Origin of the sequence: Vibrio sp. JC009, from assembly GCF_029016485.1 — a bacterium.
In the GTDB taxonomy this organism is placed as follows: Bacteria; Pseudomonadota; Gammaproteobacteria; order Enterobacterales; family Vibrionaceae; genus Vibrio.
On sequence record NZ_CP092107.1, the window covers coordinates 287,677 to 311,194 of the forward strand.

Here is a 23,518-nt window from a genome sequence, read left to right on the forward strand (position 1 = left end):
CGGTTTAATGCTTACGCTATTGCTGATTGTTCAACTTTCTTTGTTTCGCGGGCTTCATACCAGGCTTTGACATAAAGGCCGGTGGCCTTCATCAGATATCCGAAAACACCACCCACTAAAAGCGATGGGATAACAAGGCTCCAGTTACCCTCTGCGGCAAATGTCGCACAGCAACCGATAAAAGTACCAGGAATGTAAGCCAGGATAGATTGCTTAGCCTGAATGCACATAAAGAAAGAGACAACGCCAGTAAGAACAAAGCCCATCAATTCCATTGATATCAGACTTGAACCATGAATAATCACCATGGCCCAGAAAACACCGGACATATTTGCAATAAGGCTTGAACCCAGCCCCTTAATGCCATCCTTTGGTGACGCAAAATAACTGGTACAGCCCAGAAACCCTGCCCAGGTGATCAGTCCCATGGAAATAGATGCCCATCCCCATAATGCAGACAAAATCCCTGTTGTCACTGAAATAGCAAAGAGTGCGCTCATAGTTGGCCAAACCTCTGTATGATGAAAAAATAACAGAATGGATTTTAGCTAACTCATACAGGCAATAAGTAGATCGCGATCACATTAAAATGACCATGAAAGATATTGTTACATGAATAATGTGACGCAATCGATAAAACAACGCTATCGGTTATCAGAAAACGCTTGGCTTTCCTTTCATCATTCTCTGCCCTTCTCTTTTAATGCAATCAGCCAGAGGGTTCTCCGCCATATCTGCTCGCCAGATAAAGGACAAGGTTCTCTCCATTTTTAGCTCTGGCACATTCAGTGCGACCAGCTGACCGCTCTTTATATGTCTTTCCACATCCAGATAAGGCAGGCAGCTTACATAGGGACCATTCTCTACCATGCTGCGAAGTACCGGAACGTGCTCATATTCACGCCATACATCAAGGTCTGATATAAGATTATGAATGGAGCTATCAAATATTTTGCGTGTACCCGAGCCGATTTCCCGCAGCACCCATTTAGCCTGCTCCAGCTGTGCAAGACTGACCTGATCCCGTTTGGCAAACGGATGATGCGCGGAGACCACAACCGTCAGGTGATCCCTGCACCAGACTTCCTGATTAATCCGGCTGTCATCCACCCGCCCTTCAACGATACCAAGGTCATACTTATAGTTAAGGACACCGTCGATAACGCCGTTGGAACTTCTTACCCCAAGCTGAATTCTCATCTCAGGAAAATCGGTATCAATAATACTGATAAGTTCTGGTACGAGGTGTTCCGCCGGGGTCTGGCTGGCGCAAATGCGGATCTCGCCACTGATAAGGTGTTGATCAAAAAAGCCCAGCTCAATTTGCTGCGCATCCTGGAGAAGCCTTTTGGCCTTTGGTCTCAGCCACATTCCCCAATGGGTAAGCGCCATCCGTTTTCCCTGTCTTTCAAACAGCGGACGTCCGAGTACCTTTTCAAACTGGGAAAGCGACATACTGGTTGCCGACTGGGTTAACGCAAGGTTTTCTGCGGCCTGACTGACACTTCCCGTATCAGCTACCGCATCAAAAACTGCCAACTGCTTTAATGAGTACCGCATAGTATTTTCTCGTTATTTTTTCATTAGATATGCCAACAATTGCATTGTTGCACCTCCGCTTTTAGATATCAATAAATTTGATGAACTTCTAAAAAATTATCAATTTTACTTCGAGTTGTTTCACGTCGTAACTTAATCAGGTCCCGAACATTCAGGGCATTTTCATAACAAGGAGATCGAATATGGGAATGAATACAGGGGGAACTGCTAATGCCGACATCTAATACAGTGGACATGAAGCAAATATTCTCTCCCAAAGAGATGATGGCCGAAGCTGAAAAGTTTGCAGACGGTAAAGTCAAAAAAACCACCAGCATGACCATTAGCCTTGCCATTATGGCAGGTGCATTTATAGGCCTGGCTTTTCTTTTTTATATAACCGTTACCACCGGAAATACCAATACCGGCTGGGGAATAAGCCGTCTTGCTGGTGGACTTGCCTTTAGTATGGGGCTGATCCTTATTGTGCTTTGCGGCGGAGAGCTGTTTACCAGTTCTGTACTTTCCTGCATTGCGTGGGCAAACCGCAAGATCAGCTTTCAGACTATGCTGACGCTTTGGGCAAAGGTGTACCTTGGTAACTTTATCGGAGCGATTTTACTGGTAGCACTGGTAACCGGAGCTGGCCTGTATCAACTTGATGGCGGTCAATGGGGACTTAATGCGCTGCATATTGCTCAGCATAAGCTGCACCACACCACATCTCAGGCAATTTCTCTGGGTATTCTGTGTAACTTCCTGGTTTGCCTGGCTATCTGGCTTACCTTCAGTACACAAAATGCACTGGCAAAAGCATTTATGGTCATGCTGCCTGTTGCCATGTTTGTCAGCAGCGGATTTGAACACTGCGTCGCAAACATGTTTATGGTGCCGCTGGGTATCGTAATAAAAACTACCGCGCCTGCAGAGTTCTGGACACAACTTGGTGTTTCCGCAGACCATTTTGCAGACTTAAACCTTCATCACTTTATTACTGCGAACCTGCTGCCTGTCACACTTGGCAACATTATTGGCGGTTCGGTTCTGGTCGGATTATCTAACTGGTCTATCTACCGCCGGCCTGAACTGGTTAAAGCAGAAATCAGCTCTATTACAACAAAGATTAAGACGGACAACGTTAAGGAACTTACTATGAACAACCATCTACAAATTAAAGACATCATGAACCCAGCGCCAGTAGTACTAAGAGCAGATATGCCGGTTGAACTGGCCCTTGACTCACTGCTGGACAATCGTGAACAAGGCGCGCCTGTTGTTGATATGAATGGTAAGTTAGTCGGCTTTTTCTCTGTGCATGATGTTATGGTTGAGCTTTGGTGCCAGGACTATATCCCGGTTGAAGGTCAGAAGGTAGTTGATTTGATGAGCCGCGATCTGTTGGCTATTGATGCGAATGATTCTCTGGTTTCTGTTGCTGAGTTTATGTGTATCGATAAAGAACAGCTCTACCCTGCAACTGATATGGGCATCGCTATCCGAATGACCTCACTTTCCGTTGAAGAAAGAGCGAAAAGCATGCAGGTCAAAAAACCGCAGATTCTTCCTGTGCTGGAAAACGATGTGTTGGTAGGAACCGTATCTCGTTTAAATGTGGCTACTGCGCTTAGAGCTGTGTATGGCGAGCGTATTGATATGGTTGAAGCTGACGAAGTGCTTGTTAGTGCATAATTATTAAAAATATAGCCTGGAGTTAAGCTTCGGGCTTTTTTCGTGATATATGTCTGTTTCATATTGAATAAAAGCTATATTATTGTTGTTCGGTAAACATGGACTAACAATTTTTGGAGTTGCGCTTTGCTAAGGGATTTGGTCATTCAGGGAATTCATGATTTACAGAAAGACTGTCTGAAATTATGTGAAAACCACTACCCTACGGTTCATAACCGGGGCATGAGCGAACACCATTTAGGGCGCGCCTTTGCCCGGCGGATGAGTTCGACCTTAGATAAGTTTGGATACAATAATCAGTTCGAGCCAATTGAAACCCTTCGTGCGCCGGATCACCCTCACCATTATCAAATAGCTTCTGAACTTGGCACCGTCTGGGTTATCACTCATCATCTGGCCAGTGCCAGTCTTTCCTGCCGTGAAAAGCTTCATGCTGATATCAGCGAGTGGCAGGCTGAGTACGGATTTGCCATCCAGCCGAATGATCTTCTTGTTTTATTAAGCGATCACTGGATTACCCGCAGCAAACAGAGCCGGGAGCTGCTTTGTTGGTGGATGGGTGAACTACCGGACGAAATCGATGAATACAGCGAACAGGGCATTACTCTGTATCAGAGTAAATCTCAGCTGGTTCATGAGCTTGATACCCACTTTCAGATTCGTCCCTGTTATCTCAGGTTTGGGCATCCTCTGGTTCGTTCCGTTGATCAACAACTGGTTCGGAAATATATCCAGCTTTATGCCATTCTTGAGTGGCAAAAATAAAGCATTAAACCTCTCTTTTTCTATAGTTCCTTGGTGAACAACCAAAATACGCCTTAAATCTGTGGGTAAAGTTATAAGGATCATTGTAACCAAGGCGCTGCGCTATCATGCCCACTGTCCAGTCGCTGTTATGCAGCAGATCTGCCGCTTTTTCCATTCTCAGAGAAATCAGACGGCTTCGCGGTGAACAGCCGTAAAGAGACTTGGTGATACGGTTTAGTTGCTCTTCACTGATAAAGCACTTTTCTGCCATTCCGCGAACGGTCCAGGGCATCTGAAGCTGGGATTCAATTTCGTTGAACATCACCTGAACCCGCATGGAAGAGGTATATTTCTTTCCTTCCACGCCAGTGAGCAGACGGGACATCTCACTGACTAAAAGCTTGCGGTAGTTTGCCCGGCCACCGGCTTCACTGTGCAGCAGAACCAGCATAGACCAGAGCTCTTCGGCTTTATGGAACGGCACAACACTTTGTCCGAACTCATTGAGGTAGTCCCATTTGCTCGCTTCGGGCAGCAGGATCCAGAGCATTTTCCAGCCTGGACTTTCTTCCGGAAGCTCAAAACGGAACAGAGATCTTGCAGGCAGAATCGTTAATGTATTCGGCTTTAAACGAGCCTGAAACTCCGGAGTGGTGAGCATGCCTTCCCCTTCCAGGGTACATAGAATGGAGTGCACTTCGGGACCGGCTCTCTCTATCTGATAGCCATCTTTTAGTTCGGATAAGCCAGCCATCACAACACCTTCGTCCCCCAACTCAGGGTAATCTGACAAGGTAATAAAACGCTCTTTACAGCCAGGCGCCAGGTATGTGAGATCCTTCCAGCTCTCTGGTGGCTCAAAATCACCAATGACAGATTCAAACATCTTTTTGTTATTTTCGAACATGTCTATTTCCTCATCTGGCCGCTATATTATGCTCAAAATTTACAGGAGGAGTTATGACAATTCAAATTCAAAATAAAACGACTCCACCCCACTTACTGTCTAGGGTGGCAAAGCTTGCATTACCAGTTGCCTTACAGAGTGCTCTGGTGGCGATTCTTGCGTTGGCAGACGTAATCATGGTCAGCGATTTCGGTAAAGAAGCGACTGCAGCTGTGGGAATCGCCTCAAAATGGCATTTTGTCGCCATTATGATTATGGCCGGTCTTAGCACAGCAAACGGCATACTTGTTTCGCAATACTGGGGCAAAAACGATTCTGCTTCAGCAAAAACCGTCTCACTGATGGCGGTGCGCATGGGCGCCTGGATTATTTTACCGGTTACCGCTGTTATCACTCTCGCTTCACCTTTGATCATGCAACTGCAAACCAGTGATTCTGCTGTTATCGAACTGGGATCGGATTACCTGTGGTTCGGCTTTCCGGTGTTAATTCTTACTCATATTGTGCTGGTGATTGAGTCCAGTATGCGTTCCAGTAATGATGCTATGACGCCGCTTTATATGGGGTCGGTCACCATCTTTCTGAATATCGGTCTTAACTTCTGGCTGATTAAAGGCGGGTTAGGTATCGAAGCTATGGGCGTAGCCGGAGCGGCGCTGGCAACAACGCTGGCACGTGTTGCTCAGGTTCTTATGATGCTTGCCTATATGAAAAAGACCAATCACTGGCTGCTGCGTAGCAAAATTCTGACTCAGCAGGACAAACTGGCGGTTTCATTTAAAAAAATGGCCATCCCTACCTCATCTAATGCATTTTTGTGGGCGATGGGAACTCTGACTTATCAGATGATTATCGGCCATATGGGCACCACAGAACTGGCGGTGTTTAGTATGCTTGGTCCTTTCGAGGGACTTTGTTACTCAGCCTTTTTCGGTATTGCGACGGCCTGCTCTGTGATTACCGGGCAAAGCCTGGGTAAGGACGATTTTTCCGAAGCGATTAACAACTCAAGGTTTTTTCTGAAGCTGGTATTTTGTGTGGGAATTTCACTAAGTAGCGTACTGCTTCTTGAGCGGGATCTGCTGCTGAGCTGGCTAAACTTAAAAAGCAGTGAGTATTATGTTTACGCACTCCCGGCTATTTCGGTATTGTGCGCGGCCATCTGGCTGAGAATGCTGAACCTGATCATTATCAACGGCATTCTTCGTGCCGGCGGTGAAACCAGATTCTGCTTGAGAATGGATTTTATTGCCATGTGGCTGGTCGGAATTCCGTTAACCGCCTACGGTGCCTTTATTGCCGAGTGGAGTTTTACCTGGGTTTATCTGCTTATCGTATCGGAAGAGATTGTTAAGTTTTCACTCTGCTTCCACCGGTATTTACAGCTTAAGTGGGTGAACAACCTGACACTGGCGCACAACTGACTCAGGTAATCTTGTCCCGGTTAAGACGGATATAGCGGTTAGACATATTCGGAAGCGGCTTTTCAGGTAACTCCATTTTTTCATGCCGGAGATGCCTGATTGCCAGCAAAGGATGGCGTAGCAGCATTCTTGGACCGGCGTAGCGCATAACCGCTCTCATCTGCTCTTTTTCCGCTGGTTTGTAACAGTGTATCGGACATTTGTTGCAGGCGGGCTTCTCCTGACCATAAGGGCAACGGTCAAGCTTGGTTTCGGCATAATTCAATAACTCTTCACACTCACTGCATAGCACTTTTGTCTGATGATGATTTCTGCAGTAGATATTCATCATTGCGACAAGTGTTTTAAACTCGGTGACCAGTTCGCCTTCCAGAATTTTGCTTTCTTTCATATTGGCTTAAGTGCAATGGGTTGTACCGTAAGGATACTAGAAAACCCAATTAGAATAATTACCCAGTTAGTAGTATTTGTTATGGTTGTTTACTATCTAAAGACGTCAATTATCTATCCGTCATCACAGGCAATCGATTACATTGTTATTAGGGCTATTGTTCTAATAAACAATCGGTTAATCTTAGGCCCGTCGTTGTAACCAACTCACCAAGATTTATGAACTCTCAAGACAGACCCTGGCTTAATAGCTACCCCAATGATGTTCCGCCTACCGTGGACGTCGACAAATACCAGAACATCAACGAAATGTTCAAAGAGTCTTTTGCGAAAAACGCAGATAAAGCGGCATTCGTGAATATGGGCCACTCCCTTACTTACCGGGAACTGGATGAAAAAAGTACGGCGTTTGCGGCTTACCTGCAAAATGCGCTGAAAATGAAGAAAGGTGACCGTATCGCGCTGATGATGCCTAACCTGCTTCAGTACCCGATCACCATTTTAGGCGCACTAAAAGCCGGTCTGGTCGTGGTTAACGTTAACCCTCTTTACACGCCAAGAGAGCTGCAGCACCAGTTACGTGACTCAGGTGCCACCACTATTGTTGCTGTGACAAACTTTGGCAACAACCTGCAGCAGATTATCGGTAAAACCAGCGTTAAGCATGTGATTCTGACCCGCATTGGTGACGAACTTGCCGCGCATAAAAGAACACTGGTTAACTTTGCGGTTAAGTACATTAAGCGAATGGTGCCTAAGTACAGCCTGCCTGGCGCTATCTCTCTGAAGCGTGCGTTAACTCAGGGCAAAAACATGTTCTTTAATGAACCTGTGATTGATAGTGAAGATCTTGCCTACCTGCAGTATACCGGGGGAACAACCGGCCTTGCTAAGGGCGCGATGCTAACCCACAGAAACGTGATGGCGAACGTGCTTCAGGTAGATGCTCACTTTTCACCAAGAAGCTCCTGTGAAAACGAACATGCCGTAACACCGCTGCCGCTCTATCATATTTTTGCAAACTCAGTGAGCATGATGCTGATTATGTACTTTGGCGGTACAAACCTGCTAATTACCAACCCGAGAGATCTGAACTCTTTTGTCAGTGACCTGAAAAAGTTCCCGTTCACCATGATCTTCGGTCTGAATACCCTGTTTAATGGCTTAAATAAGCATGCGGGTTTCCGAAACCTTGATTTTAGCAATGCCAACTTCACCATTGCCGGTGGTATGGCAACGCAAAAGCATGTTGCCGATGAGTGGCAGAAAATCACAGGCATGCCGATTATCGAAGGCTACGGTCTGACAGAGTGCTCTCCTGTCGTTGCCGGAGGCATGCATACTCAACAGTCCTTTATTCCTTCTATCGGCGTTCCTATGCCATCAACCGACCTCAGAATCGTTGATAACGACGGAAACGAGCTTGATGTGGGTGAAGTGGGCGAAATCCAGATTCGCGGCCCTCAGGTCATGAAGGGATACTGGCAGCAGGATCTTGAGACCAAAGAGGTGATGCACGAAGGTGGTTGGATCAGCTCAGGTGATATCGGCCGTATGGACGAAAAGGGCTTCTTCTATATTGAAGACCGCAAAAAAGACATGATTCTGGTTTCCGGCTTTAACGTCTTCCCGACGGAAATCGAAGAAGTGGCAACACTGCATCCGAAAGTGGTCGAAGCTGCCGCTGTCGGCGTTCCGGACAAAGTAGCTGGCGAGCGTGTAAAACTGATTGTGGTAACCAGCGCACCGGTGACACCGGAAGAGCTTAAAAAGCACTGCAGACATCACCTGACCGGATACAAAATACCGAAAGTTGTCGAGTTCCGTGAAGAATTGCCAAAAACAAACGTTGGTAAAATTCTAAGGCGCGAGCTAAGAGACTAAAAAGTAACAGGGTAACTGATATCAGTTACCCTGTTTTTTAATGCATTAAATTGATAACTAGGAATAAAGTATCCGCAACTGAGCTTCAATCTCCAGCCAGGAAAGCTCTTCTCTATTGATAATCTCTATTCTGGACTCATAACCTTCCAGGCTCATTTCGTTCACAGATACAATCCCGTTCGACACGTTAAATGCGTAGCAGCCCTTTTCGGTATTGACTACCGCTTTTAATCTCTCTGCCTGAACAGACGCAAACAAACCAAAAAGTCCGTCAAAGCTAAAGATCAGCTCTGAATCAAACAACCAGCCACAGCTATAATAGCCCTGCCCTTTGTTCTCCCTGCGGATAAACTTTTCACCCGCTGGCAACTCAAAGTCAGGCGCAAGTTCACTGTGATGGTGGTGATGATGCTCCGCACGGGGTGAAGCATTTCTTTCGCTTCTGACCATATCAAGAATGTCTGGCTCTATTTGACCGCACTGCGTCTCTGCGGCATAGATTTTTTTCGGTGTCTGTTTATCCAGCCAGCGGGAAAAGCTGTCCAGATGCGACTCATCACATAAGTCCGCCTTGTTAGCGATAACAATGTCGGCACTATCAAGCTGGTCGTTAAAGTTGGAGTTGCTTGTGTACTTAACATCAGAAAGGTTACGCGGATCCAGAAGTGCAATGGTTGCCTTTAGATCTACGTAGGGAGAATACTGCTCTGAAGTCAGCGTTGCCACGACCTGCTTTGGGTGGCCTAACCCTGTGGGCTCAATCAGCAGTCTGTCCGGTCCCTGGCGCAGCAGGGTATTAATTCCCACCGACATAGGAACACCAGCCGTGCAACACATGCACCCGCCCGGCACTTCTTTGATTAAGGCACCATGCTCGGTCATCATCGCGCCATCAATACCAATTTCACCAAACTCGTTTACTAATACGGCCCATGACTCATTTTCTGGTTTATTTTTAAGCAAGTTCAGGATAGCCGTCGTTTTACCAACCCCCAAGAATCCTGTGATTACATTAGTCGGGACTTTGTTTGTCATTCTTTCACTCCTCTGACGGACGCTACGTTATAACCAAGCGCAGTGCCCTATATCGGAAGTATATACGTAACAGATGATAAGATCCTAATTTCCCGGAGAATCGCGGTTTCAGAAAAGCAAAAAGGCGCACCATAAAAGTACGCCTTCGGTACCTCGTGACTCAATCGTGAGCGATGCGGAATGGGTCGAAGCTAAGAACGCTGCCCATATAACTTACGAGGCCTAAGAGTTGGTAATTTAAATCCATCCAAATTGTACGTGTAAGGCGTCACTTTCCTCCATGTCGATGGGTTACCTATGCCTTACAATTTAAGTTTGGCCGTAAATCCGTAAAACGCAAGAATCTGCCGCTGCAAATACCATTTTTGTGATTTTTATTCGCGTTTTTGATATTAATAAAACCATTATGTTGACAGATAGTTGTGGTAGAATCTTTGCTCAATTTTTCAGCCCCACAGTTCAAACTGATTTAACTACGAGTTACGATGCCAAAATTAGCCAGGCCAACCCTTATCCCCCGCTTTTTCACTTCACAGAGAGACTATTTCACTGTGGTGTTACTATCCGGTCTGGTCGGAACCATTGCTGGCGGCGTCGTCTCCTACTTCAATATTATTATCAACTATATACTTGATGTCAGAATTTCATTTATTGACTATAACTCGAATGAAGACTTCTGGATAACGGCCGTGATTGTCGTAGTAACAGGCGGATTAATGGCGGGCCTTGGTTTCTGGCTGACCTACCGTTTTGCGCCGGAAACCGAAGGCAGCGGCATTCCTCATGTAGAAGGTGCGCTTGTGGGCGAGCACGATATCAGATGGTGGCGGGTACTTCCGGTTAAGTTTGTCTCTTCCATTCTGGCGATCAGCTCGGGGATGATCCTTGGCCGGGGCGGTCCGTCAATTCAGCTCGGTGGCGCGGTTGGCCGCATGGTTGCCAGTAAAGCAAACCGGTTTGAACAGGCACAACATATCTTTATTGCCGCAGGCTCTGCAGCCGGTATCGCAGCCGCCTTTAATACGCCACTGGCGGCAATACTCTTTGTTAATGAGGAGATGAGGCGCCATTTCATCAACAACTTTACTTCCATTAAGTGCGTAACTCTGGCTGTTATCGCCGGAACCGTTGTTATGGAATATCTGAACGGGCAGAACGCAGTGCTTCAGATCCCTGAGTTTCAGACGCCACCTCTGCTTTCACTCTGGTCATTTGCTGTGCTGGGAATGATATTTGGCGTAGTCGGCGTTTATTTTAACTACTGGATCCTTGCAGGTACTGCCTGGGTTAAAAAACACCATCAGAATAACATTGTAAAACTGGTCGCTATTGGCGTGGTTTTCGGCTCTCTGTTCTCCGTGCTTCATGTTTCTCTTCCAATTCTTTCCGGCGGAAGCCTTCCTCTAATTGAGGATCTTTTCAGCAACCCTGCTCCGCTGGGCATTATGGCGTTTTTCTTCCTGTTAAGACTGTTTGGCACCATTGCCTGCTTTTCCTCCGGTGCACCGGGCGGGATATTTGCCCCAATCCTGACACTGGGCACATTCCTTGGCATGACTTACGGTGTATTAATGAGCGGCCTTGCCCCTGACATGACATCTGAGCCTGGTATGTACGCCGTTGCCGGTATGGGAGCACTGATAGCAGCAAGCTTACGAACCCCTTTAACCGGCGTTGTGCTGATCGTAGAAATCTCCAACAACTATCAGCTGATACTGCCGATTCTGGTAACCTGCCTTGGCGCAACCTTTATCGCACAGGCCATGGGAGGACAACCCCTGTACGCCTCACTGCTTGAGCTCAAAAGTAAGAACTGGAAGCTTAAGTAAAGCTGTTTAATTACTACAGAACGGTGCTAATTTCCTCCCAACCTTAAGCTTCATTTGCCAAATTATTGAATAGTTACGCAAAACTCTCGTTCCCATGGTCCTCCGTGGGAATGTATATGGACTCCCCCTGTAACACAAGTGGTTTAAGATAATAAGAGTTTATGCAAGTGCACGTATATTCGGTTTCATCATGGGGCGCTACCCCGAACCTTTATGGCTAAATCCACTAACAAGGCTTCTAATCGCAGTCCAGGCATTTATTGCCTCATTCCCACACAGAGTTTGCCTTGTGTGCTGTGCTAACACTTTATCTTAATTACTTGCTATTACGCTGGTTTGTCGTTTGCTCCAAATTCAGCTTTACCTTATTTCAGTTAAGCTAACTTAAGCTGGTAAGGCTGTTTTGATTTCAATATGGCACACGCCATCCTGACTATCTTATTCGCTAGAGCAATAACGACTTTATTCACATGGTTTCTCTCTAACAGAGAGCGTATCCACTGACTAAGTGGATCAGTTTTATCTTTGACATGACTAACTACAGCTCGGGCACCATGAACGACAAGAGCTCTGAGATAACGATCTCCTCGCTTAGTAATGCCAAGGTTGATATTTCTACCTCCACTTCCTGTATGAGCAGGCACTAATCCAATGCTTGCGCTTGCATCCCTACCACACTTATAAGCCGATGCATTTCCTAACCTGGCATACAAAGCACTGCCTGAAATCCATGAAATACCCGGTAACGAGGCTAAAAGCTTACAATCTTCATTTTGTTTTGCCTGATTGGTAAGAGCTTGAGTGGCATCATCAATTTGGGTATCAAGCGCGAGCAACTGTTCTTTAAGATTATTTAGAATAAACCGAGCAGCATGGGTTAATTCATTTTCAGCATTTTCCAACTCAAACGGTAGCTGTTTTCTGAGCGAATTGATTCCTATGGGAAATTTGATGCCATATTCCATCGCAAGCCCCCGGATACGGTTAGCAAGCTGTGTTCGTTGCTTAATATAACCTTCCCGCAGTCTTAGTAAGCAGGCAAGATCTTGCTGTTCAACAGTTTTAACCGGAACGAAATGAATATCTGTCCGCTGACTGGCTTCATAAATAGCCAAAGCATCATTGGGATCATTTTTATTTCCCGAGCGATACTTAGCGGCGATCTGAGCAGGCACGAGTAAGACTTGATGTCCTGCCTGCTGGAACTTTCGACCCCAATAATGAGCCGTTGCACAAGCTTCCATACAAATAACAGCTTTGGGGTGCTTAGCCACCATTGAAATTAACTTTGATTGAGATACTTTTTGATTAGATGAAAGCTTTCCGTGCTTATTAATTATCGCAACTTGAATAACAGTCTTAGCAAGGTCGATAGAAATAGTGATATTCTTGTTCATGGCATGGGCTCCTTTTTAGTTGACACTCTTACCTTAGCCGATATTTTCGACGAAGGTGAGGGAGTCCATGCCATTGCATATCAGATTCAAAGTTACCAGCAGGAGTATAAATTAAACTGTCACTGAACTATTTTCTGTCCATTGTTAGAACGCCACCCTATAGTGAACCTGTATTACCGCCCTCGAAAGAAGTATACAATCGCATTGGCCACTTTTGTTTAAGTCGCTTTCGCCGGAAAGCGAGTTAGAAAAATTTACGGCTGATAAATATTGCCTTGTACTTATCGGTCTTAAATAAGTGAGTAAGCGATATGGATGGAGCTAAAGAGCATCATCCGTAAGAATTTGGCGACAATTACGAACAGTTAATACCCGAATCTCATGGCTTATGCTGTAAATGATCCTGTAATGACCGAATATAACTTCCCGATAGTTTGTATTCGGCATTTCAGGAACCATACGCCCCATCTCTGGCATCGAAGCAAGTAATTCAGCTTTATCAAAGACTTCATCCACCCACTTCCTGGCTGCTGATGGATTGTCCAATGAGATAAATTCGGCTGCATCGCCTAATTTTTGTAATGCCAAAGGGGACCAAACTACCTTCATTCTTTAATACGTCCTAATACTTGAGCTCGTGCATCTTCATTAGAAACACTCAGGCCAGATGCTAATTGAGCTTCAGCGGTACGCATTTCTTCCAATAGCTCGATTTTCTCTTGCATGGCTTCATATTCAGCGACATCAAGTACCACTGCAACACCTTTACCACGTTGAGTGATTACCAATGGACGTCGAGTTTCGTTTATTTGCTTTATAAATGAGGTTACGCCAGCGCGAAATTCTGACAACGGTTGTATGTCTTTATCGAAATGTATACGGCTCATATCAGACTCTTAATTGTACAAAACTATGTACACACAATAGTTCATTTATTGTTTTCAGGCAAGGTATCACTGTTGGTTAGCTGCCGCTAGAAAACAGTGATTTTTTGATTTGATAAATCAGATCTCGCTCGATAGGTAGATTGTGTTCATGGTAGCTGGCTCGCTTTTGTCCCTCTGTGTGCCAGAAAGCTTGGAATTAGGGTACGACAGAATCGCTCGGTGATCACATGAATCGAGCTTTTGCACTAACACGCTTCTGGACAGAAACGTGTTTGAAGCTTCGGACGAAATCTACCCATAAGAGAGTTTTTCACATCCCAAACAGCAGAACGGCACCACTTCAGTGATGCCGCTCGTGCTCGAAAATGGACATTACCTTGCATCTCCACTCCGTGGCCTCGGATACACTTTATGCAGTATTTTTAGTAGTACATGCAAAACACGGCTAAATCCTAAAGCACTTCTGTCTTTCAGCCTGACAGTTTGATTTTTGACCGATAAATCCCGTCATAATTTGCCCTACATTTTCTAATGTCATATTAGAACGGATTCATGCAAGCTTTTTTGGAGCCGAAGCAAAGTATAATCCACGGGCTATATTCTTCTTTCGCATACATACTCTAAAAGTAGCTATGTTCTTTCCATTAGCTCGAACCCAATTTGCAATCCAACAGTAGTATCAGAATCCACTTGTATATCTGTTTCTCTAAGAGTCTTCTGATACAAAGGCTCTAGTGTGTCCTTCCAATTACGCGCATTTACATTACCTACATGACGGTAACGGATAATTCCATTTGCATCGATAAGATAGGTCTCAGGAGCACCATAAACGCCAAGGTCAAGCCCAAGCATTCCATCGCCATCAAAAAGGCTAACAAGATATGGATTTCCCAGTTCATTTAGCCAACTGACAGCTTTTCCACGCTCATCTTTATAGTTCAGACCAATTATTTTTACGCCTTGCTTTGCCAACTCATTTAAATACTGGTGCTCTGCATAACAAGTCGGACACCATGTTGCCCATACATTCAATAACAGTGGTTCCCCATCAAAAATTGACTGGTCATAATGTTTTCCCTGCTCAGCTAAATCTTCCAGCTCAAATACCGGCACTGTTTTTCCAATCAGAACGGATTCAAGCCGGGTTGGGTCATCACCATTTGCATTTCTTAAAAGCTGTACCATAAAAACAGTAACCATCCCTAAGAACAGCGCCAGTGGGACAAAAAGTAGTTTTTTATTCATTTTGTTATGCCATATTAGCTTCTTAGAAAAATCGAATTCGAACGTAATAGCATCAGACTTGGCTATACGCCTCCAGTGAAACGCCATCAATGACATAACCTGATTCTGCGCCAAGCTCATCGGTCATAGTCGGCTCTGTTTTGATCGTTCCGGTTATATAAACAACATCCCATAGGTCCTGAACCGGAGCCCCATCCTTGAATTTCACAAAAATGATCTGATTAGGTGGAGGCGGTGGAACATGAATGCATGCACCAAGAAAAGGAACCAGAAGAAACTCTGAAACTTTGTCTGCGTTTCCTTCCAATGGAATAACAAAACCAGGAATTTTCACGCGGCTTCCATTGAGCTCTTGTCTGACACCACCAAGCTTTAACTGTAATGCCGCATCACCACTGTGTTCAAGTGGTGGCATTGACAGGTTATTGAAGTTATTCCTTTCGCTTTCCGGGATAAGATCCAGCCAACTAAGTTCAAGTAATTCATCACTAGCAGGCGTGTTTTCTACGGTTTTAGCAGGTGCTATCGTGGAAAATATCAGAGCGAGTAATACCCAAAAACTCCTCATATCAAGCTGTCCTCTTATTTTTTTGACGATGAAGCGGCTTATTCTGGATTACCTTTATCAGGCAACAAGAGCCGACGGCATAAAGGCCAATGATGGCCAGGAGATGGACAAAATAACCGGCTACAGAGGCCTCAAAGTCCCAGTATCCGCCATACGCATCCCCACGAAATAACTTGGTTGCAATATCTCTTTCAAATGAGGAGTAAACACCATGAACTAAAACAAAGGTGGCCAGTAACCACTTGAGTAGCGGATACCCGACGCTGGTATTGGGTAACGTTAATACTCGCTGAATGGTGTTTTTTAATCTGACCCACTGAATACCGATATGTGTGCCGGTTAGAATCACCAACCAGTAAGCCGCTGTTGTATGGAGTGTCTGAACAAACAGACTCGCTTCCAGCTCAAGAAAGCCAAACAGAGATTGTGAGATCATTACGCTAGTAACAAGCGTAACTGAGGAAACTACAACCAGCATTAAGTTAACACTTGTGTTAACCGCTCTATGGAGGTTGTATCGACCTCTGAAAAGAGCCTTATACCAACGGATATTCAGCGCCGTATGATAAAGAATTGCCAGACACATCGTAGTCCCGACCATCTCATGAATCAGATTCTCTGTCAGAAGGTTTGCCATTGCGATAAGCAACAATAGGATCAGAGAGGCATCAATCAACAAGCGCACTGGATTAGACTTGTTCATTTATGCCTCTCTGAAATTCAGTAAGCCGAGTTCGTTTAACCAATCATCGATCTTATTTTGGTTATAGCTATCCTTTACATCATCACCATAAATTGCAAATCCATTATGTAACCTTATTTCCGGATAGATCGAACGAATATCTTTAGGAGCCCTGGCAAGGCCAGAGCCACCATGTGTAACAAACGGGATAAGGTTCTTACCCGAAAAATCATTCTGCTCTAACAGAGTGAACATCGCCATAGGCATGGTAGACCACCACGTTGGGAAGCCTAATAAAATCGTATCGAACTGACTTAAATCAGGAAGGACTGTAGTTAGTTCCGGGCGGTATTTTCTCCGTTGCTCGGCTTTTGCAATGACAGTAAGCTCATCATAGCTTCCCTTATAAGGCACCAGAGTTTCGATTTTTGTAATTTTTCCACCGGTTCTTTTATGAATTTCATGTGCCAGATACTCAGTGCGGCCCGTCTGAGAAAAGTACAAAATCAGTATCTTATCTGTAGAAGTGTTTATGGCATTTTGCCGCGCCGCAACCGCTTTGTTTCCTAGTCCAACACCATAAATAGACGTTGCGGCCAGACCCGCAGTCAAAGCCTTGATAAAACTACGGCGGGATTCAGCTTTTTTCATGTTGTTTCACTCTGGCTAAAGAAGAAGATTTAGTACAGTTCAGATCATGCCGTTTTGGTTGTGAATATAAACCCAGCCTGACTTGATACAGACTTCAATAATTTTTGATAATACCCACAGGCCCTGAACTACAAGGGCTTTCAGCGATTATTCAATATTTTTTAACAGTGCTTTCAATCAGGATATATTTATCAGGCGATTGCTCAACTCTAAAGTTGCCACTCCCAAAGTTGATATGGATTTGAAGGTAGTTAAATATGAGAACATTTCTCTCCGTAGCGGCAATCGCTGCAATTACATCCGGTTGCTCAAGCACATCAGGAAATACGGAGGCCAGTACCGTGGAACAAACCCCAGCTCCGGTTTCCAAAGTTGTGCTGAACTCAGAAGTAAACTGGGAGGAGTTAAATCCGGCAAGAGGTGATAAAAGCCCTAAAGCCGGTACCTTATGGGGAGACAGAAACGGATATGCCGCCACCGGTTACCTGCTGAATCCGGTAGATGGTTTCCTGTCACCACCGCATATCCACAACATTAACTATCGCGCTATCGTTATCGAAGGTGAATTTCATAATGATGACCCAAATGCTGATGATATGTGGATGCCGGCAGGCTCAGTATGGACCCAGCCTAAAGGTGAAGTCCATGTTACCGGAGCGAGAGGAGAGCACCCTGTAGCCTACATTGAGATAGAGCAAGGCCCTTACCTGGTTCTTCCAAGTGCAAAGAAAGATGAATACCCAAGCGATGACTCTCCAATGAATATCGACGAGTCAAATATTGTCTGGGTGGATGCAGCAGATATTACATGGCTCGAACAATCAGGCGTGAAAGACGCAGATAGTGCCCCTAAAGTTGCTTTCCTTTGGGGCGATATGACCGAAGGTAAAATCAACGGCACCTTTATCAAACTACCAGCTGGATTCAAAGGTGAACTGCGCAGTGAAGGTACCGCTATCCGCGCTATTACAGTGAAAGGTAACACTCTGCATCAGGCTCAGGGTTCAGATGAGACTAAAATGCTGGAGCCTGGAAGTTTCTTTGGCTCGGATGGTCAGTCTGTACATCAGCTAGAGAGTTCAAAAGATGAAGAAAGCATCATATATATCCGCACAAACGGTAAGTATCGGGTAGTTCCGGTATAACGATTCCCGTTCAAAATATCTAATAATCAACCGCACAAAATGTGCGGTTCAATAAGTTAATAAGGAAAGCTAAATGAACTTCCTTGCTTCGTTAAAATCGTTTTCTCGTTCGCGCTTATCCTGGTTGTTATTACTGTTTTGGGTTCTGTTTTTCCTTGGGTGTGCATTTAGCTTTCAGCATCTGATGTTGTTAGCTCCTTGCGTGATGTGCATTTATGAACGTGTTGCTATGATTGGAATAGGCATTGGCGCCGGAGTTGGGTTAATAAAACCAGAAAGCAAACTATACCGTGGGATAGGCTTTTCTGTCTGGGGAATATCGGCGATTAAGGGATTATTACTTTCTCTGGAGCATGTAAATTATCAAAGTTCAATCTTCGCTACCTGCGAAGCTCTACGCTTCCCAAGCTGGGCTCCTCTGGATAAGTGGATTCCCTGGTATTTTAATGCAACCGGTGATTGCGGCGAAATTGCGTGGCAGTTTCTTTCGCTCTCGATGCCTCAGTGGTTAGTTATTATTTTCGCTGCAAACCTTGTCGTACTATCAGTGGTAGTGATTGCTCAGTTATCTAGAGGTGAAGATAGGCAGGCCAAAGAGGCATTGTCAAATAATTTTTGATACTGTTTCCATTCAATGTAGGTTAATCATCCGGCAGGCTAATGTTATTTTAAACCCAAACTATTTAGCTTCAATTGTTCTGGTACTCGAGGTTGTTGCAGGGCTTTTGTATATTTTAGTGATACCAGAAACGTAAATAACGAATGGCAAAATTAATAAGTCATACAATATCGAAATTAACACTGCTGTTAGCAGGATTGCTGACAGTAGCTTTTGGTATGTCTGTTATCTATGCCTCAAGCAACTCCTTAGCTGGTATAACTGAAGCTGGCTACAAAATGGAAGCAGCACTCATTGATTGTCAGCGAGACAGTGATTCGAATACAGGCTTGTTCAATGGAGTGCCAGTTTCACAAAATGAATTCGTTCAGGCCTCACAAAGTGACTCTCAGTCTGCGTGCCACTGTCCTTTTTCAACCACCGTTCTGACACCATTCAGTAACACACACCTAATTGAAATCATTGCTATTGAACAGTCATCTCTGGCTCTTTTCAGAGACGAACAGCTTAGCAAAACGCATAGCATCACTGAGCAACCATACCGCCCACCTATCGCATAATTTTATTCTTTCTAATTTACACCAATAAACGCACCGGTTAAGGCCAGAACCCTTTATCTGGCTGGGTGTTGTTGTCCCCGTTAAATTTTTACTGTACAGAAAAGAAAATGAATAAAATTATTGCACTAGCTACCTCCTTACTATTAAGCATCAGCTCCTATGCAGCCCAGTTTGCAGAAGGAACACACTACAAAGAACTTGATACTCCAGCTTCCGTTAAACCTGTTGTAACCGAGTTCTTCTCCTTTTATTGCCCTCATTGCTATCACTTTGAGCCGGTGATGGACCAGGTTCAAAAGCAACTGCCTGAAGGAAAGCAATTTAAAAAGGCACATGTGTCGTTTATGGGTGGAAGCATGGGAAAATCAATGGCTAAAGCCTATGCCACTATGATCGCTTTAGATATTGAAGGAAAGATGCTGCCTGTTATGTTTCGCCAAATTCATGAGTTAAAACAGCCTCCGCGTAACGATAAGGAACTACGTCAGATATTTATCGACAATGGTGTAGAAGCGGAGAAATATGATGCGACTTTTAACAGCTTTGCTGTTGATTCTATGCAGAAACGATTTGATAACGAGTTTGATCAGGCGGGGCTGCGGGGGGTGCCGGCCGTTATTGTCAACAACAAATATCTTCTCACCCCGGATAAAAGCATAAGCTCAGTCGATGAGTATATGGAACTGGTGAACTACTTTTAAAAGTCATCCGCTGAAGAAAGTTCCGGATGGGTTATTCCTTCGGGTCTTTCTTCCACGGAGCCTTAAGGGGTTTTGTTATATGCAGTAAAGCGTATCGCTTTTGTCGGGCTTACTGTGTGATATCCATATTACTATGTCGGAGCAGTATTATGCTTTTAGAAGATCTTCAGCTTGTACTTAAGGTTGCTGAGCTCAACTCCATTACAGCCGCAGCCTCTAAGCTAGATATAAGTACAGCGTCAGCCAGCACAGCTCTGAAAAGGGTGGAGAGTGCTTTAGGAACGAAATTATTTATCCGCACAACCAGAAACCTTCGTTTATCCAGCGCAGGAGAGCGCTATCTTCCCAAATGTGAGGACGCCCTGCAAACACTGGCACAAGCCAAGCTACAACTAAAAGCCGACCAGGATATTATCGACGGTGAGCTAAGGGTTGCTATTTCATCAGACTTGGGCAGAAATGTGGTTGCACCCTGGGTCAGCGAGCTAATGCAAGACTATCCTGAGTTAGGCATCAGACTTAATCTCAGTGATAGTGTGACCGATTTTTATCGTGATTCTGTGGATGTAGCACTGCGCTATGTGAGTGCCGGAGCCCTTGATGACCAGTATCTTTATGGTTACAAGATCTGCGATGTTCCCCATGTTCTTTGCGCATCTCCAGATTATTTAAAACAGTACGGGGCACCAAAACACCCGGACGACCTGCTTTCTCACACAGGTGTTTTGTACCAGTTACATGATACTACTCATGATATGTGGGCTTTCTCAAAAGCTAAGAGAGAGTACAAAATCAAGATGAACAGCAAGCATATTGCTAATGATGGTGACATGGTCCGGCGCTGGTGTATTGATGGTAAGGGATTAGCATTAAAATCCTGCCTTGATGTATCTGCTGACTTGTTGTCCGGAGACCTGGTTCCGGTAATGCAAGACTTCAGACCAACGCCGACAGAGCTATGGCTGGTTATGCCATGTAAGCAGTCAATTAATCCTGCAACGCGTTTACTCAAAGAGAAGCTCAAGAAAAACTGCAATGAATTTATTACCTATTTGACGGAAAAACAGATACTGGATAGTTGAGCTGAATACTGCTAACAGCAAAAAGCTCCGGACAAAATTTCCGGAGCTCTTGTAGTCAACCAAAAAAGATTAACGAATATCTCTCACTGCATTCCAGGCTTCATGGAAGCATTCAAAGATCTTACGTCCCTGAACTGCATCACCAATCTTAAATACCTGAGAAGCAATACCCTCAAATTGTGTTGAAGGGACCGGAGCCAAGCCTGTAGCAAATACTACAGTTTCTGCCTCATATTTCTCCTCAACACCGTTCCGACTGAAGATAACGCCATCATCGAGGATCTTGGTTACACGAGCATTTGTGGCTATATCTACTTCATTTGCAGCCAGTCGGTTTTTCAGAGTGATCTGAGAAAGAGGATCATCTTCCATTGCAATATCTTCACGCATTTCGAAGATACCAACTTTCTTGTTGCTTTCCGCTACATGAAGCGCTGTTTCGCTACCGATCAGGCCACCGCCTATGATTGCAACAGAGTCTTTCGCCTTGTTCACATCAAAAAGGATCTTGTCTGGTGATACTGCCTTTTCAATTCCATCTATTGGCAGGCGGATATAGTCAGAACCGGTTGCCACAATTACCGCATCCGGGTTCATCTCTTTCAGTATCTCAGGTGTTACTTCCTGATTCATACGAACATCTACGTTGCTTTTACCAATCTGGGTCTTACACCACTCAAGAACGCCACGGCCTTCCTGTTTGAACGACGGCTCAGTTGCCTCCAGAAAACGGCCACCAAATCTATCACTTTTCTCAAACAGCGTAACCTTATGACCCATTTCATCCGCCAGCCGTGCTGCTTCCATGCCCGCCATACCGCCGCCAACAACGACAACGTTACGTGGATGCAGTACCTGTTTTACGGCGTAAGCTTTATCCCGGCCCACCTGTGGGTTTATCTCACAACGAATTGGACAACCACGGAAGAAAAGGGAAACACAACCTTCATGACCACGCATACATGGCTTAATATCTTCCATGCGATCTTCAATAATCTTGACAGGAATTTCCGGGTCCGCAATAAGAGCTCGTCCAAAGGAAACCAGATCAGCTTTGTTTTCTTGTAGCGCTTTTTCACCAAGCTCAGCGTTAAGTGCTCCAACGGTGATAACGGGAATATCAACCGCTTTCTTCATTGCTGCTGCTAATTCGACAATAGGTGCGTTTGGAACATATAAAGAAGTGATTAAGTGTGTTGCCATTGACTCATAGCTACCCGCAGAAACGTGGATATAATCAATATCTTCCTGAACAGACTTAACAAAATTGGTGGTGTGTTCGATTGTCAGACCACCGTCAACAAATTCTGCACCACTGATGCGATAACCGACAATGAAGTTGTCTCCTGTTTTTGCACGGATTTTTTTGATGATGTTGCGTGCAAAGGTAGCTCGTTTTTCTTCGGTACCGCCATACTCATCGGTTCTTTTATTGGTATAAGGTGACAGGAAATTCATGATCAGGTAACCGTGAGCGCCATGAACCTCAACACCGTCAAAACCGGCCATTTTTGCGCGAAGAGCGGCGTCTGCGAATGCATCTTCAATCTCTATGATTTCTTCAACACTTAATGGTTCCGGGTCACGCTGCATCACTTTGCAGGCAACATCTGAAGGAGCCCGTGCCGGATAATCGTTAGCCTCTGCTCCGGACTGACGACCACCATGGTTTATCTGAATAATTGCGACCGCACCATTTTCTTTTATTGCCTGGGAGATAAGAAATTTACCGGCGATATGATGTCCTGAAGATAATTTGGACGACGCCAGGGAAGCACGGCTTGCTTTATCATCGACAAAAGTACTCTCCACTACAATCATACCTGCGCCACCTTTTGCCCGGGCTTCATAGTGGTCTGCCATTACCTGTGGGGAAGAGCCATCAGGATTAGAAAGGCGTGTTTCAATTGGTGGCATAACAATACGGTTACGCAGTGTTTTATGACCGATTTGAATCGGTTCCATTAATTTCCAGTGTTTCATACGTTAAAGACCTTAATGATTAATAAATTCTTTTGATATCCTGAGTTATCCGGAATAAGAGACAATATTTCTCCGTAGCCTGGCCTGTAACGACAAAGCTAATTAGATTAATAATGGTGATTTTGAAGAAGAGCTGGATTAGTTATTTATATTTAAAGACGGGTTACTACTCAGGTAAATATATTTCTGCCACTAAAGTAGTACTTTTCTAAAGTTGGATAAACAGTGTGGGATTTGATTCTGTGTTAAAAAGTATTTAATAATTAAACTACAAGCATATCTGAAGTAGTCTGTACCAAGCGCTTTTTCCACTCGTTTTATTGCGTTACTCGCTGTTGGTGTACTGATATCAAGCTTGACGGCAGCATTCGTAATGGAGTTGAGCTCGGCCTCCTTGAGTACAACCTGAAGATCTTCTATAAGCATAGTTTTTACAACCGCTGGAAAGGATTTATATAGTATGCAGGAAATAGTGTTAACAATTATTGAGTCGAAACAAATTAACTAATCTGAATTTGAAGCGAGCAGGAAAAAGAGCAGAAAACCAATAACTG

At 44.7% G+C, this 23,518-nt stretch carries 22 protein-coding genes and 2 pseudogenes; 10 read left to right on the forward strand and 14 right to left on the reverse strand.

From position 1 onward, the window contains the following. Positions 1-11 precede the first annotated feature (11 nt). Positions 12-500, reverse strand: a complete 489-nt coding sequence (locus L3Q72_RS16250; RefSeq protein WP_275133211.1) for a DUF1097 domain-containing protein — start codon at positions 498-500, stop codon at positions 12-14. A 154-nt stretch (positions 501-654) separates the two neighbouring features. After that, complete coding sequence (locus L3Q72_RS16255) at positions 655-1,560, reverse strand: LysR substrate-binding domain-containing protein (protein ID WP_275133212.1); 906 nt, start codon at positions 1,558-1,560, stop codon at positions 655-657. Positions 1,561-1,770: 210 nt separating this feature from the next. Between L3Q72_RS16255 and focA the strand changes: the two genes are divergently transcribed. Continuing rightward, positions 1,771-3,228: a formate transporter FocA gene (focA, locus tag L3Q72_RS16260; protein ID WP_275133213.1), complete on the forward strand. Its 1,458-nt coding sequence runs from the start codon at positions 1,771-1,773 to the stop codon at positions 3,226-3,228. A 126-nt stretch (positions 3,229-3,354) separates the two neighbouring features. Next, positions 3,355-3,993, forward strand: coding sequence for a hypothetical protein (locus L3Q72_RS16265; protein ID WP_275133214.1), 639 nt, complete (start codon positions 3,355-3,357; stop codon positions 3,991-3,993). 4 nt (positions 3,994-3,997) lie between these two features. Here L3Q72_RS16265 and L3Q72_RS16270 read toward each other — a convergent pair whose 3' ends face one another. Continuing rightward, positions 3,998-4,882, reverse strand: coding sequence for an AraC family transcriptional regulator (locus L3Q72_RS16270; protein WP_275133215.1), 885 nt, complete (start codon positions 4,880-4,882; stop codon positions 3,998-4,000). Between the two features lie 53 nt (positions 4,883-4,935). Here L3Q72_RS16270 and L3Q72_RS16275 point away from each other — a divergent pair, with 53 nt between their 5' ends. After that, positions 4,936-6,306, forward strand: coding sequence for an MATE family efflux transporter (locus L3Q72_RS16275; RefSeq protein WP_275133216.1), 1,371 nt, complete (start codon positions 4,936-4,938; stop codon positions 6,304-6,306). A gap of 1 nt (position 6,307) precedes the next feature. On the opposite strand, the gene L3Q72_RS16280 is transcribed toward L3Q72_RS16275, so the two are convergent. Next, positions 6,308-6,697, reverse strand: a complete 390-nt coding sequence (locus L3Q72_RS16280) for a nitrous oxide-stimulated promoter family protein (RefSeq protein WP_275133217.1) — start codon at positions 6,695-6,697, stop codon at positions 6,308-6,310. 218 nt (positions 6,698-6,915) lie between these two features. On the opposite strand from L3Q72_RS16280, the gene L3Q72_RS16285 reads away from it, so the two are divergent. Continuing rightward, complete coding sequence (locus tag L3Q72_RS16285) at positions 6,916-8,580, forward strand: AMP-binding protein (protein WP_275133218.1); 1,665 nt, start codon at positions 6,916-6,918, stop codon at positions 8,578-8,580. Between the two features lie 57 nt (positions 8,581-8,637). Here L3Q72_RS16285 and L3Q72_RS16290 read toward each other — a convergent pair whose 3' ends face one another. Beyond that, the gene (locus tag L3Q72_RS16290) at positions 8,638-9,615 is read right to left on the reverse strand and encodes a GTP-binding protein (protein ID WP_275133219.1); all 978 of its coding nucleotides are present in this window, start codon (positions 9,613-9,615) and stop codon (positions 8,638-8,640) included. A gap of 485 nt (positions 9,616-10,100) precedes the next feature. On the opposite strand from L3Q72_RS16290, the gene clcA reads away from it, so the two are divergent. Beyond that, positions 10,101-11,444 carry a H(+)/Cl(-) exchange transporter ClcA gene (gene clcA, locus L3Q72_RS16295; RefSeq protein WP_275133220.1) on the forward strand — a complete coding sequence of 448 codons (1,344 nt, stop codon included), beginning with the start codon at positions 10,101-10,103 and terminating at the stop codon, positions 11,442-11,444. 374 nt (positions 11,445-11,818) lie between these two features. On the opposite strand, the gene L3Q72_RS16300 is transcribed toward clcA, so the two are convergent. From L3Q72_RS16300 to L3Q72_RS16330, 7 genes and pseudogenes are all read right to left on the reverse strand, one after another. After that, on the reverse strand, positions 11,819-12,841 hold the full coding sequence (locus L3Q72_RS16300) for an IS110 family transposase (RefSeq protein WP_275129409.1): 1,023 nt from the start codon (positions 12,839-12,841) through the stop codon (positions 11,819-11,821). 321 nt (positions 12,842-13,162) lie between these two features. Further along, entirely contained in the window at positions 13,163-13,450 is a 288-nt protein-coding gene (locus L3Q72_RS16305; RefSeq protein WP_275132846.1) for a type II toxin-antitoxin system RelE/ParE family toxin, read from the reverse strand. After that, positions 13,447-13,728 (reverse strand): type II toxin-antitoxin system Phd/YefM family antitoxin, encoded by a 282-nt coding sequence (locus L3Q72_RS16310; RefSeq protein WP_275132845.1) that lies wholly within the window; start codon positions 13,726-13,728, stop codon positions 13,447-13,449. Before L3Q72_RS16310 ends, L3Q72_RS16305 begins: the two co-directional genes overlap by 4 nt. A 714-nt stretch (positions 13,729-14,442) precedes the next feature. Beyond that, positions 14,443-14,973, reverse strand: a pseudogene (locus L3Q72_RS16315) (DsbE family thiol:disulfide interchange protein); the annotation flags it as partial. 52 nt (positions 14,974-15,025) lie between these two features. Continuing rightward, entirely contained in the window at positions 15,026-15,541 is a 516-nt protein-coding gene (locus L3Q72_RS16320; RefSeq protein ID WP_275133221.1) for a DUF3299 domain-containing protein, read from the reverse strand. Position 15,542: 1 nt separating this feature from the next. Next, a complete protein-coding gene (locus L3Q72_RS16325; protein ID WP_275133222.1) occupies positions 15,543-16,244 on the reverse strand; it encodes a DUF4405 domain-containing protein in 702 nt (233 codons plus the stop codon). Further along, on the reverse strand, positions 16,245-16,874 hold the full coding sequence (locus L3Q72_RS16330) for a flavodoxin (protein WP_275133223.1): 630 nt from the start codon (positions 16,872-16,874) through the stop codon (positions 16,245-16,247). It lies immediately after the preceding gene. 257 nt (positions 16,875-17,131) lie between these two features. On the opposite strand from L3Q72_RS16330, the gene L3Q72_RS16335 reads away from it, so the two are divergent. The 5 genes from L3Q72_RS16335 to L3Q72_RS16355 all read left to right on the forward strand — a co-directional run bounded on the left by L3Q72_RS16335 (position 17,132) and on the right by L3Q72_RS16355 (position 20,981). Further along, positions 17,132-18,019 carry a DUF4437 domain-containing protein gene (locus L3Q72_RS16335; protein ID WP_275133224.1) on the forward strand — a complete coding sequence of 296 codons (888 nt, stop codon included), beginning with the start codon at positions 17,132-17,134 and terminating at the stop codon, positions 18,017-18,019. A gap of 73 nt (positions 18,020-18,092) precedes the next feature. Next, positions 18,093-18,638 (forward strand): disulfide bond formation protein DsbB, encoded by a 546-nt coding sequence (gene dsbB, locus L3Q72_RS16340; RefSeq protein WP_275133225.1) that lies wholly within the window; start codon positions 18,093-18,095, stop codon positions 18,636-18,638. 143 nt (positions 18,639-18,781) lie between these two features. Further along, positions 18,782-19,198, forward strand: coding sequence for a hypothetical protein (locus L3Q72_RS16345; RefSeq protein ID WP_275133226.1), 417 nt, complete (start codon positions 18,782-18,784; stop codon positions 19,196-19,198). A gap of 107 nt (positions 19,199-19,305) precedes the next feature. Next, complete coding sequence (locus tag L3Q72_RS16350; protein WP_275133227.1) at positions 19,306-19,899, forward strand: thiol:disulfide interchange protein DsbA/DsbL; 594 nt, start codon at positions 19,306-19,308, stop codon at positions 19,897-19,899. A 149-nt stretch (positions 19,900-20,048) separates the two neighbouring features. Then, positions 20,049-20,981, forward strand: a complete 933-nt coding sequence (locus L3Q72_RS16355; RefSeq protein WP_275133228.1) for a LysR family transcriptional regulator — start codon at positions 20,049-20,051, stop codon at positions 20,979-20,981. Between the two features lie 69 nt (positions 20,982-21,050). On the opposite strand, the gene L3Q72_RS16360 is transcribed toward L3Q72_RS16355, so the two are convergent. Further along, positions 21,051-22,964 (reverse strand): FAD-dependent oxidoreductase, encoded by a 1,914-nt coding sequence (locus tag L3Q72_RS16360; RefSeq protein WP_275133229.1) that lies wholly within the window; start codon positions 22,962-22,964, stop codon positions 21,051-21,053. A gap of 282 nt (positions 22,965-23,246) precedes the next feature. Next, positions 23,247-23,390, reverse strand: a pseudogene (locus L3Q72_RS16365) (LysR family transcriptional regulator); the annotation flags it as partial. Between the last annotated feature and the right edge of the window lie 128 nt (positions 23,391-23,518).